At 65.5% G+C, this 15,709-nt stretch carries 17 protein-coding genes; 9 read left to right on the plus strand and 8 right to left on the minus strand.

The window, feature by feature from the left end; genetic code table 11:
* The first annotated feature begins 67 nt into the window (after positions 1-67).
* From CEJ45_RS06405 to CEJ45_RS06425, 5 genes are all read left to right on the plus strand, one after another.
* On the plus strand, positions 68-1,228 hold the full coding sequence (locus CEJ45_RS06405) for an acyl-CoA dehydrogenase family protein (protein ID WP_088754343.1): 1,161 nt from the start codon (positions 68-70) through the stop codon (positions 1,226-1,228).
* Between the two features lie 18 nt (positions 1,229-1,246).
* Complete coding sequence (locus CEJ45_RS06410) at positions 1,247-2,029, plus strand: enoyl-CoA hydratase (RefSeq protein ID WP_039787174.1); 783 nt, start codon at positions 1,247-1,249, stop codon at positions 2,027-2,029.
* A gap of 166 nt (positions 2,030-2,195) precedes the next feature.
* A complete protein-coding gene (locus CEJ45_RS06415; RefSeq protein WP_158214895.1) occupies positions 2,196-2,774 on the plus strand; it encodes a histidine phosphatase family protein in 579 nt (192 codons plus the stop codon).
* Positions 2,775-2,875: 101 nt separating this feature from the next.
* Positions 2,876-3,289, plus strand: a complete 414-nt coding sequence (locus CEJ45_RS06420) for a GNAT family N-acetyltransferase (protein WP_088754345.1) — start codon at positions 2,876-2,878, stop codon at positions 3,287-3,289.
* Between the two features lie 28 nt (positions 3,290-3,317).
* Positions 3,318-3,800 carry a GNAT family N-acetyltransferase gene (locus CEJ45_RS06425; RefSeq protein WP_088754346.1) on the plus strand — a complete coding sequence of 161 codons (483 nt, stop codon included), beginning with the start codon at positions 3,318-3,320 and terminating at the stop codon, positions 3,798-3,800.
* A gap of 13 nt (positions 3,801-3,813) precedes the next feature.
* Here the strand turns inward: CEJ45_RS06425 and CEJ45_RS06430 are convergent, their stop codons facing one another.
* From CEJ45_RS06430 to zigA, 3 genes are all read right to left on the minus strand, one after another.
* A complete protein-coding gene (locus tag CEJ45_RS06430; RefSeq protein WP_088754539.1) occupies positions 3,814-4,782 on the minus strand; it encodes a M14 family metallopeptidase in 969 nt (322 codons plus the stop codon).
* 76 nt (positions 4,783-4,858) lie between these two features.
* The gene (gene folE2 / locus CEJ45_RS06435; RefSeq protein ID WP_088754347.1) at positions 4,859-5,785 is read right to left on the minus strand and encodes a GTP cyclohydrolase FolE2; all 927 of its coding nucleotides are present in this window, start codon (positions 5,783-5,785) and stop codon (positions 4,859-4,861) included.
* Positions 5,786-5,790: 5 nt separating this feature from the next.
* A complete protein-coding gene (gene zigA / locus CEJ45_RS06440) occupies positions 5,791-7,005 on the minus strand; it encodes a zinc metallochaperone GTPase ZigA (RefSeq protein ID WP_088754348.1) in 1,215 nt (404 codons plus the stop codon).
* A 243-nt stretch (positions 7,006-7,248) separates the two neighbouring features.
* On the opposite strand from zigA, the gene CEJ45_RS06445 reads away from it, so the two are divergent.
* Together CEJ45_RS06445 and CEJ45_RS06450 are read left to right on the plus strand one after the other, a co-directional pair.
* A complete protein-coding gene (locus CEJ45_RS06445) occupies positions 7,249-7,473 on the plus strand; it encodes a hypothetical protein (RefSeq protein WP_034331366.1) in 225 nt (74 codons plus the stop codon).
* A gap of 176 nt (positions 7,474-7,649) precedes the next feature.
* On the plus strand, positions 7,650-9,086 hold the full coding sequence (locus CEJ45_RS06450; RefSeq protein WP_088754349.1) for a PepSY-associated TM helix domain-containing protein: 1,437 nt from the start codon (positions 7,650-7,652) through the stop codon (positions 9,084-9,086).
* On the opposite strand, the gene CEJ45_RS06455 is transcribed toward CEJ45_RS06450, so the two are convergent.
* The 5 genes from CEJ45_RS06455 to CEJ45_RS06475 all read right to left on the minus strand — a co-directional run bounded on the left by CEJ45_RS06455 (position 9,087) and on the right by CEJ45_RS06475 (position 13,333).
* Positions 9,087-9,920, minus strand: coding sequence for a metallophosphoesterase family protein (locus CEJ45_RS06455; protein WP_088754350.1), 834 nt, complete (start codon positions 9,918-9,920; stop codon positions 9,087-9,089).
* A complete protein-coding gene (locus tag CEJ45_RS06460) occupies positions 9,920-10,948 on the minus strand; it encodes a diacylglycerol/lipid kinase family protein (RefSeq protein WP_088754351.1) in 1,029 nt (342 codons plus the stop codon). The genes CEJ45_RS06455 and CEJ45_RS06460 overlap by 1 nt, the downstream gene beginning before the upstream one ends.
* A gap of 23 nt (positions 10,949-10,971) precedes the next feature.
* The gene (locus tag CEJ45_RS06465; protein WP_088754352.1) at positions 10,972-11,742 is read right to left on the minus strand and encodes a phosphatase PAP2 family protein; all 771 of its coding nucleotides are present in this window, start codon (positions 11,740-11,742) and stop codon (positions 10,972-10,974) included.
* A gap of 63 nt (positions 11,743-11,805) precedes the next feature.
* On the minus strand, positions 11,806-12,573 hold the full coding sequence (gene fnr, locus CEJ45_RS06470; RefSeq protein WP_088754353.1) for a fumarate/nitrate reduction transcriptional regulator Fnr: 768 nt from the start codon (positions 12,571-12,573) through the stop codon (positions 11,806-11,808).
* Between the two features lie 229 nt (positions 12,574-12,802).
* Positions 12,803-13,333, minus strand: a complete 531-nt coding sequence (locus tag CEJ45_RS06475; RefSeq protein ID WP_088754354.1) for an isochorismatase family protein — start codon at positions 13,331-13,333, stop codon at positions 12,803-12,805.
* 110 nt (positions 13,334-13,443) lie between these two features.
* Here CEJ45_RS06475 and CEJ45_RS06480 point away from each other — a divergent pair, with 110 nt between their 5' ends.
* Both CEJ45_RS06480 and CEJ45_RS06485 read left to right on the plus strand, forming a co-directional pair.
* Positions 13,444-14,685, plus strand: a complete 1,242-nt coding sequence (locus CEJ45_RS06480; RefSeq protein WP_088754355.1) for an MFS transporter — start codon at positions 13,444-13,446, stop codon at positions 14,683-14,685.
* 18 nt (positions 14,686-14,703) lie between these two features.
* Complete coding sequence (locus CEJ45_RS06485; RefSeq protein ID WP_088754356.1) at positions 14,704-15,708, plus strand: GlxA family transcriptional regulator; 1,005 nt, start codon at positions 14,704-14,706, stop codon at positions 15,706-15,708.
* Position 15,709 lies beyond the last annotated feature (1 nt).

A 15,709-nucleotide genomic window follows, 5' to 3' on the forward strand; every position in this document is an offset into this window, starting at 1 on the left:
ATCGCCAAAGCGGGAGGCGCCTCGCCATCCCGCATTGCCTGGCAAGAACAACGAACAGGAGACAAGCATGGATTTTGAACTCAACGAAGACCAGCTGGCCTTCCAGCAAAGTGCGCGCGATTTCGCTGCGCGCGCCATGGCCCCCTTCGCCGCCCAGTGGGACGAGGAGGCGCACTTCCCGCTGGACGTGATCGCCAAGGCTGGCGAGCTGGGCTTCTGCGGCCTCTACACCCCGGAAGAGGTGGGCGGCCTGGGCCTCTCGCGCCTGGATGCCACGGTGGTGTTCGAGGAACTGGCGCGTGCCTGTACCTCCACGGCAGCCTATCTCACCATCCACAACATGGTCAGCTGGATGGTCGCCACCTGGGGCCATGCGGAACTGAAAGAAGAATGGTGCGAACAACTGGCCGCCGGCCAGAAGATCGGCTCTTACTGCCTCACCGAACCGGGCTCGGGTTCGGATGCCGCCTCGCTCAAGACCACGGCGCGCCGGGTCGATGACTTCTACCTCATCAACGGGTCCAAGGCCTTCATCTCGGGCGCCGGCAGCACCGACCTGCTGGTGGTGATGGCCCGCACCGGCGGCCCCGGTGCGCGCGGCGTCTCGGCCATCGCAGTGCCGGGTGACACCCCCGGCATCAGCTACGGCAAGAAGGAAAGCAAGATGGGCTGGAACAGCCAGCCCACGCGCTCCATCAGCTTCGACAACGTCAAGGTGCCGACCGGCAACCTGCTGGGCGAGGAGGGCGAGGGCTTCGTCTTCGCCATGAAGGGGCTCGATGGCGGGCGCATCAATATCGCCACCTGCTCGGTGGGCGCGGCGCAGGCGGCGCTGGACGCGGCCCACGCCTACATGAAGGAGCGCAAGCAGTTCGGCCGTCCGATTGCCGACTTCCAGGCCCTGCAATTCAAGCTGGCCGACATGCAGACCGAACTGGTGGCCGCCCGCCAGATGGTGCGGCTGGCAGCGGCCAAGCTGGATGCCGGCTCGCCAGAGGCCACGACCTATTGCGCCATGGCCAAGCGGCTGGCCACTGACCTGGGTTTCCGGGTCTGCAATGAGGCGCTGCAATTGCACGGCGGCTACGGCTACATCCGCGAATATCCGCTGGAACGCTATTTCCGTGACGTGCGGGTGCACCAGATCCTGGAAGGCACCAACGAAATCATGCGCGTCATCATCTCGCGCAACCTGCTCGGCCGCGACACGCTGGACGACATCCGCTGAACCCTCACAAGGAAACGCATGAGCACCTACACCAACCTGAAGCTGGAAAAATGCGGCCACACCGCCGTGCTGACCCTGTCCAATCCCCCGGCCAACACCTGGACCCGCGAAGCACTGGCCGATCTCACGCGCCTGGTCAAGGACCTCAATGCCGACCGTGAGATCTACACCCTGGTCGTGACCGGCGAGGGTGAGAAATTCTTCTCCGCCGGGGCTGACCTCAAGCTCTTCGCCGATGGCGACAAGGCCATGGCACGGGAGATGGCGCGCCGCTTCGGGGAAGCCTTCGAGACCTTGTCGGGCTTCCGTGGCGTGTCGATTGCCGCCATCAATGGCTACGCCATGGGCGGTGGCCTGGAGTGTGCCCTGGCCTGCGACATCCGCATCGCCGAAGAGCAAGCCCAGATGGCCTTGCCGGAAGCCGCCGTGGGCTTGCTGCCCTGCGCGGGCGGCACGCAGAACCTGCCCTGGCTGGTCGGTGAAGGCTGGGCCAAGCGCATGATCCTGTGCGGGGAACGTGTCAATGCCGAGACCGCCCTGCGCATCGGCCTGGTGGAAGAGGTGGTGCCCAAGGGCCAGGCGCGCGAACGTGCGCTGGCGCTGGCCTTGCAGGCCGAGAAGCAGAGCCCGTCGTCTGTTGCGGCCAGCAAGCAGCTGATCCAGGGGGCGCGTCACAATCCGCTGGGCACCATCCTGCAGACCGAACGCGAACTCTTTGTCGATCTCTTCGATACCCAGGACCAGAAGGAGGGCGTCAATGCCTTCCTCGAAAAGCGCGCACCGAGCTGGAAAAACGCCTGAACGTTTCGGCACATGGCCTGACGTTTTCTGCACCATGACCTGTTTTTGACGCGGCAAATGCGGCGTTGAAGCGGGCGTGGTGCGATGGCCTTGGGCTAGACTGGCAGCCTTGATCCACATGATCCACGTGATTCATTTGATCCATCCGATCCCGTCGAGGCGTTCCATGTCATCACGTATTGCCGCGTTTCTGTTCTCCCTGCTGGCGCTGTCATGCCTGCCCGTGGCGGCAGGTGCTTCCGAACTGTCGGACAAACTGTCCCAGCCCGATCATGTCCTGATCATGCGCCACGCGCGTGCGCCGGGCATCGGGGACCCCGCAGGTTTCACGCTCAATGACTGTGCCACCCAGCGCAACCTGAATGAAGAGGGGCGTGAACAGGCGCGCAAGATCGGCAACTGGTTGCGCCAGCAAGGCGTGGTTCGCGCCATGGTGGCCAGCAGCCCGTGGTGCCGTACCAAGGAGACCGCCACCTTGCTGGGTTTCGGCACACCCGAGGTGCAGGATGGCCTGGCCTCCTTCTTCAACGACGCGGCCCAGGGCGAGACCGCCAACCAGCGGCTGGAACAGTACCTGCGCAAGGCCTTGCCGGGCAAGGGCAGCCGGGCGCTGATCCTGGTCACGCATGACGTGAACATCGGGCGCTGGACCGGCGAGAGCGTGGCCTCCGGTGAAATGGTGCTGGTGCAGGTCGACGCCAGCGGCAAGCCCATCTCGCACAAGGTCTACGCGCGGCCCGACTGATCCGCCGGACTGCGCGAGGCACAAGGGACGCCGCAGCGCTGCATGCCCTGCGGCGTTTTGTGTTAACGTGACCGGCTTCGTCGTCACGTCCGCCTGCGCCCATGCCCATCGTCTACCGTACCGACCTTCCACTGACCGCCGATCAGTTCATCGACATTCTTTCCCGTACTTCGCTGGGCCCGCGCCGTCCGCTCGACGACCGGGAATGCATGGAGGCCATGGTCACCCATGCCAGCCTGACCGCGACCGCCTGGGATGGCGAACTGCTGGTCGGTGTGGCGCGCTGCGTCACCGATTTCGTCTATGCCTGCTACATGTCGGAGCTGGCCGTCGATGAACAGTACCAGCGCCGTGGCATCGGCAAGGAACTCATCCGCGCCGCCCGCAGCCGCCTCGGTCCGCGCTGCCGCCTGCGTTTGCTGGCTGCACCCGATGCCACCGACTACTACAGTCATATCGGTTTCGCCCACAGCCCCCGCTGCTGGGAGCTGACGCCCGGAAATGAACTGAAATAACGTTATAAATCATTTATAAAGAATTGCCATGATCGAGATTCAAGCCTATCGCCCGGAACACGCACAGGGCGTGGTCGACGTTATCCTGCCCATCCAGCAGGAAGAGTTCGGTATCCCCATCACGCTGGAGGGTCAGCCTGACCTGAAGGATATTGCCGGTTTCTACCAGAAGGGCCACGGCAATTTCTGGGTGGCGCTCGATGGCGGCAAGGTGGTCGGTACCATTTCCCTGCTCGATATCGGCAACGCCCAGGTGGCGCTGCGCAAGATGTTCGTGGCGGCCAGCCATCGCGGCAAGGAGCATGGCACTGCCGCGCGGTTGCTGGAAGGCGCCATCGCCTGGGCGCGCGCGCAGGGCGTGCGGCAGATTTTCCTGGGCACTACCGACAAGTTCCTGGCGGCGCATCGCTTCTACGAGAAAAACGGTTTCCGGCTCATCGAGAAGAGCACGCTGCCGCCTGCCTTCCCGGTGATGGTGGTCGATTCCCGCTTCTACGCACTGGATTGCTGAAGCGCTTGCGATTTCACAGCCGACGCTGGCTGTCGACCCCGAAGTAGAACCATTCATTGCCCGGCAAGGCGCGCGGATTGGGGAAGACGATGTAGCCGTCGCCCGGCGCCAGCACCGCCTGGCCGTCATGCCGGTGGCCGATCACTTCACCCTGCTGCACACGGTCGAAGCTGGACCATTCACGGGTGAAGCGGTCCTCGGCATGTTCCATGTCGATCACATCGACCAGGCGGATCAGCTGGATATCGGCCGCCGGCGGCTGCAGGGGGGCATCGATCATGCCGTGCAGCGCCAGCGTCTGAAGGATGGCGCGATAGGCGATTTCCGGCGCTTGCGGATCATCGTGCTGGCCGCATTCCAGGGTCACCCCGTATAAACCCTTGCTGCGCGCGTATTCGGTGGTGCCCACGCCATACTGGCGGTCCAGCAGGTCGGGAGAAACCGCATGGCCTTGCTGGCGGCGGCGCTCCACTCCGCGTACATAGGCCCCCATCCATCCTTCCACCACGCGCTGGCAGCCCAGGTGCGCCACCATGCGCGCTTCGGCGGCCGCATGGGCAAAGGGTTCGACCTCGCCGCCATTGTCTTCCGGTCCTAGCATCGCAAAGGGCATGCCGCCGGTATGGAAGGAATGCAGGTCCAGCAGGATCTCGTGCTCATCGATCCACGGACAGAGCACGTTGCAGAGCTGGTCCTCGAAGTTGGCGGGGGCCGGGTGCGGGCGCAGGTTGCGGTTCAGGTTGCGGTCGCCCTGGCGCTGTTGCCGTTGATAGGCCAGCGGATTGGTCACCGGCACCAGCGTCAGCAGGCCGCGCTGCAGGCGCAGTTGCCCGCTGTCGAGGTCTTGCTGCAGGCGGGCGATGGCCTGGGTGCCGCAGGTTTCATTGCCGTGCACGGCACCGAGGACCAGCAGTCGCGGGCCGGGGGCGAAGGCCGCATATTGCAGCCTGCGCAGGGAAGAGGGAAGGAAAGCGGACGTCATCATCGGCACACACGGGAAGCGGAAAGGGCAACGATACCCCGGTTCGGGCGGCGCTGCCAGTCGCAGCGGCCCGGCATCAGCGCAGCAGCTCCTGCCAGCCAGGCGTTGCAGCGGTCGCCACGGCGTCGTGCGCGTGCAGGCTTTCGAAGTGCGACACGCGCACCGAGCAGGCGGCAAAGCGCGCTTCCAGCGCTTGTTGCAGCCGGCGTGCAGCATCCTCCACGTACATCAGGTTGGCGCCATTGACCAGCGCAAAGGCCTGTTCATCCGCGCGCCGCACGGCCGTCTGCACGGCCGTTCCCAGTGCGGCTTCGGCGCTATCGATCAATTCCACCAGCGGGAACTGTGCGGCATCGCCGCTGACCGCAATGCTCAGCACGGCCTGACTGCGCTGGCTGTGCGGCGTGGCCACACTGGCATGGCGCGCCAGCCAGCCCAGCGCGGCATCGCGGTCGATGGCCTCGTGCTGCGCGAAGTCAGTGGCAAAGGCATCCTGCAAGGCCTGTCGCGATAGCGCTGCCGAGCAGGGGCAAGTGGAAGAATAGGCCACGCTCACCGTCAGGCGGAGATCGAGCGTGTCATCGCGCAGTTGCGCTGACAGGCTGACCGGATAGCTCTTCCAGCCCGTCAGCGCCGGCGTGACCAGCGCAGCCCGCTGCTGCAGCAAGGCGAAGTCCAGCCGCAGCAAGGCGGCGCGTGACTGGCAATCAGCGTGGCTCTCGCGCATCTGGCGCAGCAGTTCATGTACGGCGGCGGGCGTGAGGCGCGATCGACCCGCGAAGGTGTCCAGCAGCAGGTACAGCCGCGACATGTGGATGCCCTTGGCCTGCGGGTCGGGCAGGTCGACCGCCACTTCGGCGCTGGCAGGCAGTGTCGTGCCGTCGGGCAGCCGCAGCGGCAGGGCGATGCCGCACATGCCCACCCATTGCAGGGGCAGGGCGATGCTGGCAGGTTCGTCGCGGGCGACGTCGGGCAGGGGGCTGCGTTTGTCGGTGACGCTCATGCCGTTTACTCCCAGCCGGGGAAAGGATCGGCCATGCGCGCCCAGCCCATCGGGCCTTGCGCCATCTCGGCATCGGTCAGCAGGCAGGCTTCGAGTTTGGCCGTCAATGCCGCCTGGTCCATCTCCATGCCGATCATCACCAGTTCCTGGCGCGCATCGCCGACGTTGTCATCCCATTGTTCGAGGATGAAGTCGATGGACTCCTGGTCCTGCGGCCACTTCTCGCGCGGCACGGCGGCCCACCACTTGCCGGCCAGCCCGTGGCGGCAGACGGCACCGGCCTGCGACCACGAACCCGCATGGGCCGGACGTGTGGCGAGCCAGAAGAATCCCTTGGAGCGCACCACGCCCGGCCATTCGCTGTTGACCAGAGCGTGGAAGCGCTGCGGATGCATGGGCCGGCGCGCACGCCAGGCGAAGCTGGTGATGCCGTACTGTTCGCTTTCCGGGACGTGCTCGCCGCGCAGTTCCTGCAGCCAGCCGGGGGCCTGGCTGGCTTGGTCGAAATCGAACAGGCCGGTGTTCAATACCTGGTCCAGCGCGACCTTGCCGAATTGCGCGGTGACGATGCGTGCGCGCGGGTTGAGCTTGTGCAGGATGGCGTGCAGCCGCTCCAGCTCAGGCGGCGAGACCAGGTCCAGCTTGTTGAGCACGATCACGTCGCAGAATTCGATCTGCTCGATGAGCAGGTCGACCACGGTGCGGCCGTCTTCCTCGCCCATGGATTCGCCACGCTCCTGCAGGCTGTCCTGGGAGCTGTAGTGCTTGAGGAAATTGAAGGCGTCCACCACCGTGACCATGGTATCGAGCCGCGCCACATCGGCCAGGCTGGCGCCCTCCTCATCGGTGAAGGTAAACGTCTCGGCCACGGGCAGCGGTTCGGAGATGCCGGTCGATTCGATCACCAGCTGGTCGAAACGGCGCTCGCGTGCCAGCTTGCGTACTTCCAGCAGCAGGTCTTCGCGCAGGGTGCAGCAGATGCAGCCATTGCTCATCTCCACCAGCTTTTCTTCCGTGCGCGAGAGGTCGGCGCCGCCATCGCGCACCAGCGCAGCATCGATGTTGACTTCCGACATGTCATTGACGATCACCGCCACCCGCCGCCCTTCACGGTTGTGCAGGATGTGGTTGAGCAAGGTGGTCTTGCCGGCACCGAGGAAACCGGAGAGGACCGTCACGGGAAGCCGGCGGTCGCCGGGCTGGCGTTGGGGGGAGGTCATGGAAATCGTGAAATCGGCGAAAGAGTGGATGAAGGGCTGTTGCCATCAGCTGAACTGATGACCGGTCTGCTGAAGTAAATGCAACTGAGTTGCGAATATCTCATAAATGCAACTATGTTGCAATTGGCGAGTGCAAATGGCGCATGCATCGCGCTTCCGGAGGAGGCTTGCCAGTGGCCGTCCACGGGTAGGAAAGCCCGGCTTGTGCTAGCATGTCGCCTCGCAACAAGGAGGTTTCATCACATGTCCCAGATCTTCCCGTACAAGGGAAACGCCGTCATCCCGGAGATCAAGAAGCTCGACAACGGCAAATTCATGGCTTGCTTCGTGATTCACGAAGGCAAGGATGGCAGCGGCAAGCTGCGCTACCAGCGCAAGGCGCCCACCAATGAGTTCGATACCGAAGACGAGGCGATCGCCTACATCCTCGATTTTTCGGGCGACTGGATCGACGAAAATCCCATGTGACCCCTCTGCGCGCCGTGACCACGGCGCCGCGGGTCGCAGGCAGGAAGAGCCGCACGGAATTTGTTCCGTCGGCTCTTTTTCATTGGGGCTGCGACAAATTGCCACATTCGCAGGGAGCGCCGCACGGCCTACAATCGCGAGCCTCTTTCCGTTTTCGGCGCTCCCCGCCCGCAGCCATGACCACCTCCTTCCAGCCCGCCGGCGATGGCACTGCCAATGCAAATGCCAACGCCGCCAGCGCGACCGCCCGTACCGGCGACGCCCACCGCTCCGCCTTGCATGCCGTGCTGCTGCGCCTGCATTTCTACATCGGCCTGTTCGTCGGCCCCTTCATCCTGGTGGCCGCGCTGACCGGCACGCTGTACGTGCTGACCCCGCAGATCGAATCGCATCTCTATGCCGCCCAGCTCTATAACCAAAGCAGGGGCGAGGCCCGGCCGCTGGCTGAACAGGTGAAGGCCGCGCAGGCCTTTCTGGGGCCGCAGGCGCGCCTGTTCGCAGTGCGCCCGGCCAAGGCGCAGGGATGGAATACCCGCGTGATGTTCACCCAGCCCGGCCTGGGCGACTCGGAGAGCCGGGCCATCTTCGTGGATCCGGTCAGCCTGCAGGTCAAGGGCGACCTCATCGTCTATGGCACCAGCGGCGTGCTGCCCTTGCGCACCACGCTCGATTACCTGCACCGCAACCTGATGCTGGGCGATGTCGGCCGCAATTACAGCGAACTGGCCGCTTCCTGGCTGTGGCTGGGGGCCTTGGGCGGGGTGTGGCTGTGGTGGCACGCGCGCCGGCGACGCGCCGGCAGTGCGGCGCGTTCGCCGCGCCCCATGAACGCGCGGCGGCTGCATGCGCTGGTCGGGCTGTGGATCGTGCTGGGGTTGGTGTTCTTCTCGGCCACGGGCCTGACCTGGTCGCGCTGGGCCGGTGAGCGCGTGAGCCAGATGCGCACGCAACTGGGCTGGATCACGCCTTCGGTCTCGACCCAATTGCAGGCAGGCGCGCCGGCCATGTCCATGGGCGAACACGCCGACCACATGGGCGCGCATGGCATGCAGATGCCCATGCCGCAAGCCAGCGACCCGGCCCGCTTCGACATGGTGCAGCAGATTGCCCGCGCAGGCGGCATCGATGCTGCCGAGATCGAGATCCGCCCGCCGCGCGCGGCCCAGCAGGCCTGGGTGGTCCGCGAGGTGGATCGCTCCTGGCCGACCCAGGTCGATACGGTGGCCATCGATGCCGACCGCATGGCCATCACCAGCCGTGCCGATTTCGCTGACTTTCCGCTGATCGCCAAGCTGATCCGCTGGGGTGTGGATGCCCACATGGGCGTGCTGTTTGGCGTGGCAAACCAGATCCTGATGGCCCTCTTCGGCGTGGCCCTGACCGGGCTCATCGTGCTGGGCTACGTGATGTGGTGGCGGCGCCGCCCGGCGGCCGGTGCCAGCCTGGCACCCCTGTCGCAGGCGGTGATGCACCTGGCGCCCCTGCAGCGCCTGACGCTGGCGGTGCTGGCCCTGCTGCTGGGCTGGAGTCTGCCCCTGATGGGTGCCAGTCTGCTGCTGTTCCTGCTGGTGGATGTGATCCGTTATTCCCGCGCGCGCCGCGCTACGGCCTGATCATTCACGGAGCAGGCCATCGGCGGTCTGCTCGAACCACTCGCTGCCGCGTTGTACGAAGGTCTGCGACGCGGCCAGCGCAAAACTTTTCACCTCGGGTTTCCAGCCCAGTCGATGCACCACGATCTGGTGCGCCTCCACCTGCAAGACGTTGAAGGAATTGCTCTCGCCACGTCCGCGGGTGGAGGTGGCCGTGCCTGCTTGCACCACCAGCGCCGAATAGCCGGGGATGTGATAGCGCCCGGCGCTGCTGACGGCCGAACTGGTGTGCACGTGACCTGCCAGCAGCAGGTCGGCCCCACACAGCGCGAAGGCGCGCATGGCCGGCACCGCCTGGCCGACCAGGCCGTGATGTTGCGGGCCTGGCGGCAGGTCGAAGGGATGATGGGTGACGATGATCTTGACCAGGTGATCGCCCACACCGGCCAGTTCGCGTCGTGCGTGCTCGATCTGCCGGTCGTTCACGCGGCCATCCTGGATGGTCAGGGAACGCGCGGTATTGATGCCGACCACGGCGATTTCCTCATCCACGTACAGCGGCTGCAGATCGGCCGATATGTGGCGTTTGTACTTGCGCAGCGGCTGCAGCAGCCGCGCCGCAACGTTGAAGAGCGGGACATCGTGATTGCCGGGTACCACCAGCTGCGGCTGCGGCAGCATGTTGAGAAACGCCCGGGCCTCTTTGAACTGGCTGCTGCGGGCGCGCTGGGTGAGGTCGCCGGATACCACCACCAGGTCCGGCTTGAGCTCGTGCACCTGAGCGACCAGGGGTTCGATGATCTCCGGATCGGTGCGGCCGAAATGCAGGTCCGACAGGTGGATGAGGGTACGCATCAGTTCTCCCCCAGCAGCTTGTCGAGCAGGCCGGGCTCGCTGCTGCCGGCCGTTTGCGGGGCGGCGGCCTGCGGCACGATCACGGTCAGTGAGGCGGGGCGGATGCGGTAGTGCAGCGGTGTCTGCATCAGGTTGACTTCGCCATCGGTGGCCACGCGCATGCGCTTTTTGTGCGTCTCGATGTGGATCTCGCTGCAGGTGAGCACGTCGAAGTCGTGCGCCTCGCGCAGGCGGCCGAACAGTGCATGCAGGGCCAGGCGCAGCAAGCCCCAGCGGCCGGTGCGGTGGCACACGTAGAGACTGAGCTGGCCGTCTGTGAGGGTGGATCGCTTGCCGATGTCCAGGCCGCTCATCAGGTATTCGTTGTTGCCGATGAAGACGAAGGGCGTGCGCCGCCAGTGTTCCTTGCCATCGATGGACAGCCGCACGCGCAGGAAGGGATAGCGTCGCAGCGCGCCCATGGCAGCCCAGGTAAAGGCCAGCCATTTGCCTCGGCCCAGGCGCGCCTGCTGCTTTTCGCGTTCGCGCACGATGTCGGGATAGAGACCCAGGCTGGAATTGTTGATGAAGGGCGCGCCATTGACCTCGCCGCTGTCGACCTTGAGCTTGCGCCCGGTGGCGATGTTGGCGATGGCCTGGTCCAGCGTCAGCGGGATGTTGAGGTCCTTGGCAAAGTGATTCAGCGTGCCCAGCGGCAACACGCCCAGCGCACTCTGGCAATGCGGATCGGCCAGTAGGGTGGAGGCGACGGCATTGACGCTGCCATCGCCGCCGCCCACGGCGACCACCGCGATCTTGTCGCGCACGGCATTGCGTGCAGTCTGCAGCATGTCTTCGCCGCTGCGTGCCAGATGCACCACGGCGTGCAGGCCGTGTCGGGCGAATTCTCCGGTGATGTGGGCGGCCAGTTCGTCGGCGTGGCCGCCGCCGGCACGGGCGTTGATGGCGGCCACCACGTCAGGGCGGCGTGCCGCGTCGGGGTGGCCATGGCTGGCGGGCAATTCCTGGGTCGTGTCTTGTTCTGTCATCCGCAGGCAATGGGAATATGGTTTCAGAGCCCGTTGGAGCGCGGTTGCGCGTAATAGTGCCGCTGCCACGTGAAAACCACGGTCGTCCACAGCGCGAACCAGGCCGTGCCCAGCAGCATCGCACCCACTACGTCACTCAGGAAATGCGCGCCCAGGTAGACGCGGCTGAAGGCCGTCAGCGCCACCAGCAGCAGGGCTGCGCCGATGACGGCGGCCTGCACGCCGCGCTCGCCGGTCTTCAGGCGCGTACCGATGGCGGCGGTCACGCCCGGCTGGTTGAGCAGGTAGGCCGCCAGCATGGCGTAGAGCAGGGTGGCGCCGATGGTGTGTCCGCTGGGAAAGCTGTAGCTGTGCAACACCAGGATGGGGTCGTCAAAACTGGGACGCAGGCGCGCGAAAATGTGCTTGAGGGTGAAATTGCACAGCATGCCGCCGGGCAGCACCAGCAGCAGGTCGGTGACCCAGGCCCAGCGCTGCTTGCGGACCATGTGCCAGAGCAACAGTGCGCCCATGACCAGCACGCCGATGGTGCCATGCAGGTGCGTATAGCCGAGCACCAGTTCGGTCAGGGGTGAAAAGGCATGCTGGTTGAACCAGTCCGCCAGTTGCTGATCCAGGTGCGTGAGTGCGCCTTTGCTGCTGACTTCGTAGGCGATCAGCGCAAACAGCATGGCCGTGGCCAGCACGGCCATCAGGCCCGTGGTGAGCGGCAGTCCGAGGTGGTGGTCGCGCGCCATGCGGGCGCGCAGGAAACGCTGGAGGGCGGGAGCGGAGGAAGTCGGTCGTTCTGTCATGCGGCCATTCTAACCTCAGCGCCCCGTTCCCCGGCAAGGGGGCCGGGGGCTTCGCCGCCCAGATCAGGCGCAGGGATCGTTGCCCAGCGCGATGGCGCGCAGGGCCGGCAGGTCGCACAGTTCCACATCGCGGTGGTTGACCTCGATGACGCCGGTCTTCTTGAAATTGGTCAGCAGGCGGCTCACGCTTTCCACGGCCAGGCCCAGGTAGTTGCCGATTTCCTCACGCGTCATGCGCAGCTGGAAGCGGGTCGAGGAATAGCCCCGGCTGGCGTAGCGCGAGGACAGGTTGAGCATGAAGGCAGCCATCTTCTGCTGCGCGGTCATGCTGCCCAGGGTCAGCATGACGCGTTGCTCGCGCGAAATCTCCAGGCTCATCATGCGATGGAACTGGCGCAGCAGCGTGGGCATGTCGCGGAACAATTCCTCCAGGCGGGTAAAGGGAATCTCGCAGACTTCGCTGTCTTCCAGCGCCACCGCTTCGCACAGGTGATGGCCGGCGCCGATGGCATCCATGCCCAGCAGTTCGCCGGCCATCTGGAAGCCGGTGATCTGCTGGCCGCCATTGGTATTGCCCTGGAAGGTCTTGAAATGGCCCAGGCGGATGGCATAGAGCATGTCGAACTTGTCGTTGAGACGGTACAGGCTTTCATCGCGCTTGACCTTGCGGCGGCGGTTGATGACCTGTTCCAGGCGCTGCATGTCGCCCTGATCCAGCCCCATCGGCAGGCACAGCTGGTGCATGCTGCAGGCCGAGCAACTGGCACGCAGCGCGTGCAGGGTGAGCGGAGGCGGCGACTGGATGGGCGTGGGGACAGGTAAGCTGGACATAAGCGTTGGAGATTCCTCTGTGTTGTGGCGGCGTCGGCTGGCCAAGGCTTGGCGTGATGATATGTGATGCGCCACATTGTCATGCGGCCACGCTGCGATTTTTTCGTTACTTTTACCACACTTCTCACCTGTGAAACGCATTCGCAGGCCTGCCAATCAAAACTTTCATCGGGGCAAGGCGAAACTTGCTTTTCGATTACGCCGGCCCCTTTGGGCCTTGCGGGCCCCGTTACTTCACCAGTTTCAGGACTGCCCGGAACTGCGGATGCGCACTGTGCTGCAGCCATTCGTAAGCCACCATCTCCAGCGTGACGGGAATGGCGCCCGCCGCGCGCATGCGCTCGAAGGCGGCATCGCGGTCCAGCGCGCGGCGCGAGCCGCAGGCCTCCAGCAGGGGCAGCACCGTATAGCCCTGTCGCAGCAATGAAAGCGCCGTCTGCAGCACGCAAATGTGGGTTTCACACCCGGCGATGATGATCTGCCGTACGGCCGGCGGGATGACGGGTAGCAAGCCGTCCGCGCAGGCATCGAAATGCTGTTTGGACAAGGTCTTGTCGCACAGCCGCGCGATCTCCGGATGATTGGGCCCGAGCTTGTCGGGCATCTGCTCGGTGGCCAGCACCGGCACGCCCAGCAGTCCGGCAATGCTGGCCATGCGCACCAGCTGCGCCAGTACGGCAGGGCCGTCATGGATGGCGGGCAGGAGGCGCTCCTGGGGATCGATCACCAGCAGGGCGGATTGAGGGGCCTGTATCAGCATGGGAGTCCTGTTCTTGATGGGCTTGGCAGAAATTGAAGGTCTTGTGTCATTGACGCCAAGCGGGTGGGAATTCGACAATTTTTCCATCATTGACCCATCGGAGCAAATCCATGCGCTTTTCCTCGCCTGCGGGTTCCCCTGGCGGTAGCCGCAATGCCGCCATCCTGGCCTTGTGCCAGGGCCTGTTTACCTGCGCCATCTCGATCGACCTGACCCTGACCGCGCTGACCGGCTGGCAACTGGCGCCGGACAAGGCGCTGGCAACCTTGCCGTTCGCCCTCATCACCGTGGCTGGCGCGGTGGTGACCTGGTTTGCGGCCTTCCTGATCCAGCGCCTGGGGCGGCGCTGGTCCTTCGTGCTGGGGGCGGCCAGCTGCTGTGCCGGCGGGCTCATTTCGGTGTGGTCGGTCTGGCACGGGCAGTTCTGGACCTTCTGCGTTGGCACCGCGTTGGTCGGTGTATTTCAGGCATTTGCGCAGTATTACCGGCTGGCCGCCGCCGATGCGGTAGCCGAAGCGGCCAAGAGCCGCGCCATCTCCACCGTGCTGGCCGGGGGTGTCATCGCGGCCCTGGTCGGCCCGGCGCTGGCGGCCTGGAGCAAGGATTGGTTTCCGGCGGCGCTGTTTGCCGGGGCCTATCTGGTGGTGGCGCTCATGGGGCTGTTGTCGGTGGTGGTACTGGTGTTGTTCTATCGGGACCAGGCCGAGCCGTCCACTGCGGCGCAGTCGCAGGCCGAGCTTGCACCGGCCCGCCCGCTCTCGGCCATTGCACACACACCGGTGTTCATGGCCTCGGTGGCCAACAACGTGGCCGGGTCCATGGTGATGATGTTCATCATGACGGCCGCCCCCCTGGCGGCGGTGGCCTGCCATCACGGCATCGATGACGGCGCGGCCATCATCCAGTGGCACCTGGTGGGCATGTATGCGCCATCCTTCTTTGCCGGACGCCTGATCCAGCGCTGCGGCCTGGGACCGGTGCTGCTGGCGGGTCTGGGCATGAACCTCGGCTGCGCCATCATCGCCATGCTCTCCACCACGCTGCCCGCTTTCTACGTGGCCTTGCTGCTGCTGGGCGTGGGATGGAATTTCATGTTCGTCGGTGGCACTACCTTGCTGGCGCAATCCTATACCCCGTCGGAACGCGCCAAGACCCAGGGCCTGGCCGAGTTGATGCGCTATGCCGCCACGGCCCTGGCGACGCTGGGCGCCGGTCCCTTGCTGGCCCGCTTCGGCTGGGAAACGCTCAATGCGGCCATCCTGCCGGTGCTGCTGGTGTCGGCGCTGGCCACGCTGCGCTGGATGTGGGCCCAGCGTGGCGGGCGCACGGCACTGGCCGCGGGCCTGCGCTAACATCGGAGGATGATTCCAATGACCCCCGTGCTTTCCGCGCAAGCCACACAGGCCGCTCGCAATGTGGTACTGCTGGCCTATGCCGGCATGAACCTGCTCGATCTTGCCGGCCCCATGCAGGTGCTGGCGACCACCAACCGGCTGCAGGGCCGCGAAGTCTATCGCCTGCACGTGGCCTCGGCAGAAGGCGGCGCGGTGACCACCAGTGCCGGCCTGCCGGTGTTGACGCAATCCCTCCCTGCGCCGGACGCGCTGCTGCTTGCTGGGGGACTGCATACCTTGATTTCTCCCGGCGGCAGTGCGGGCGAGGTCTTCAGCATCGATCCCGCCCTGGTCGCCTGGATCCGCGAGGCCGCACCCCTGGCCCAGCGCGTCTGTTCGGTCTGTACCGGTGCTTTCCATCTGGCCGAGGCCGGCGTATTGGATGGCCTGCGCGTGACCACGCACTGGGAATCCGCCCACGAGCTGCAGCAGCGCTATCCGATGCTGGAAGTGGATGGCGAGCCCATCTACATCCGTCAGGGCCGTATCTGGACCTCGGCGGGCGTGACTGCCGGTATCGACCTGACCCTGGCGCTGGTGGAGCAGGACCTGGGCCACGCCGCGGCCATTGCGACGGCGCGCCAGCTGGTGATGTTCGTCAAGCGGCCGGGTGGACAATCGCAATTCAGCACGCCGCTGGCCGCGCAGGCGACCGGGGCGGGGCGGTTTGCCGAGCTGCATGCCTGGATCGCCGGCAATCTGGAGGCGGATCTGCGGGTGGAGAACCTGGCGCGCCAGGCCAACATGAGTCCGCGTACCTTCGCCCGGCTGTATGTGGCCGAGACCGGCCGTACGCCGGCGCGCACGGTCGAGCTGATGCGCCTGGAAGCGGCGCGCCGCGCGCTGGAAGAAACCCGTCTGCCGCTCAAGCGCATCGCCAGCCAGTCCGGTTACGGGGAAGAGCAGAACCTGCGGCGGGTCTTCCTGCGCCAGCTTGGCGTGAGCCCCGGGCAATATCGCGAACGCTTCGCGGCCTCCTGAT

Source organism: Herbaspirillum aquaticum (genome assembly GCF_002213425.1).
Lineage (GTDB): Bacteria > Pseudomonadota > Gammaproteobacteria > Burkholderiales > Burkholderiaceae_D > Herbaspirillum > Herbaspirillum aquaticum.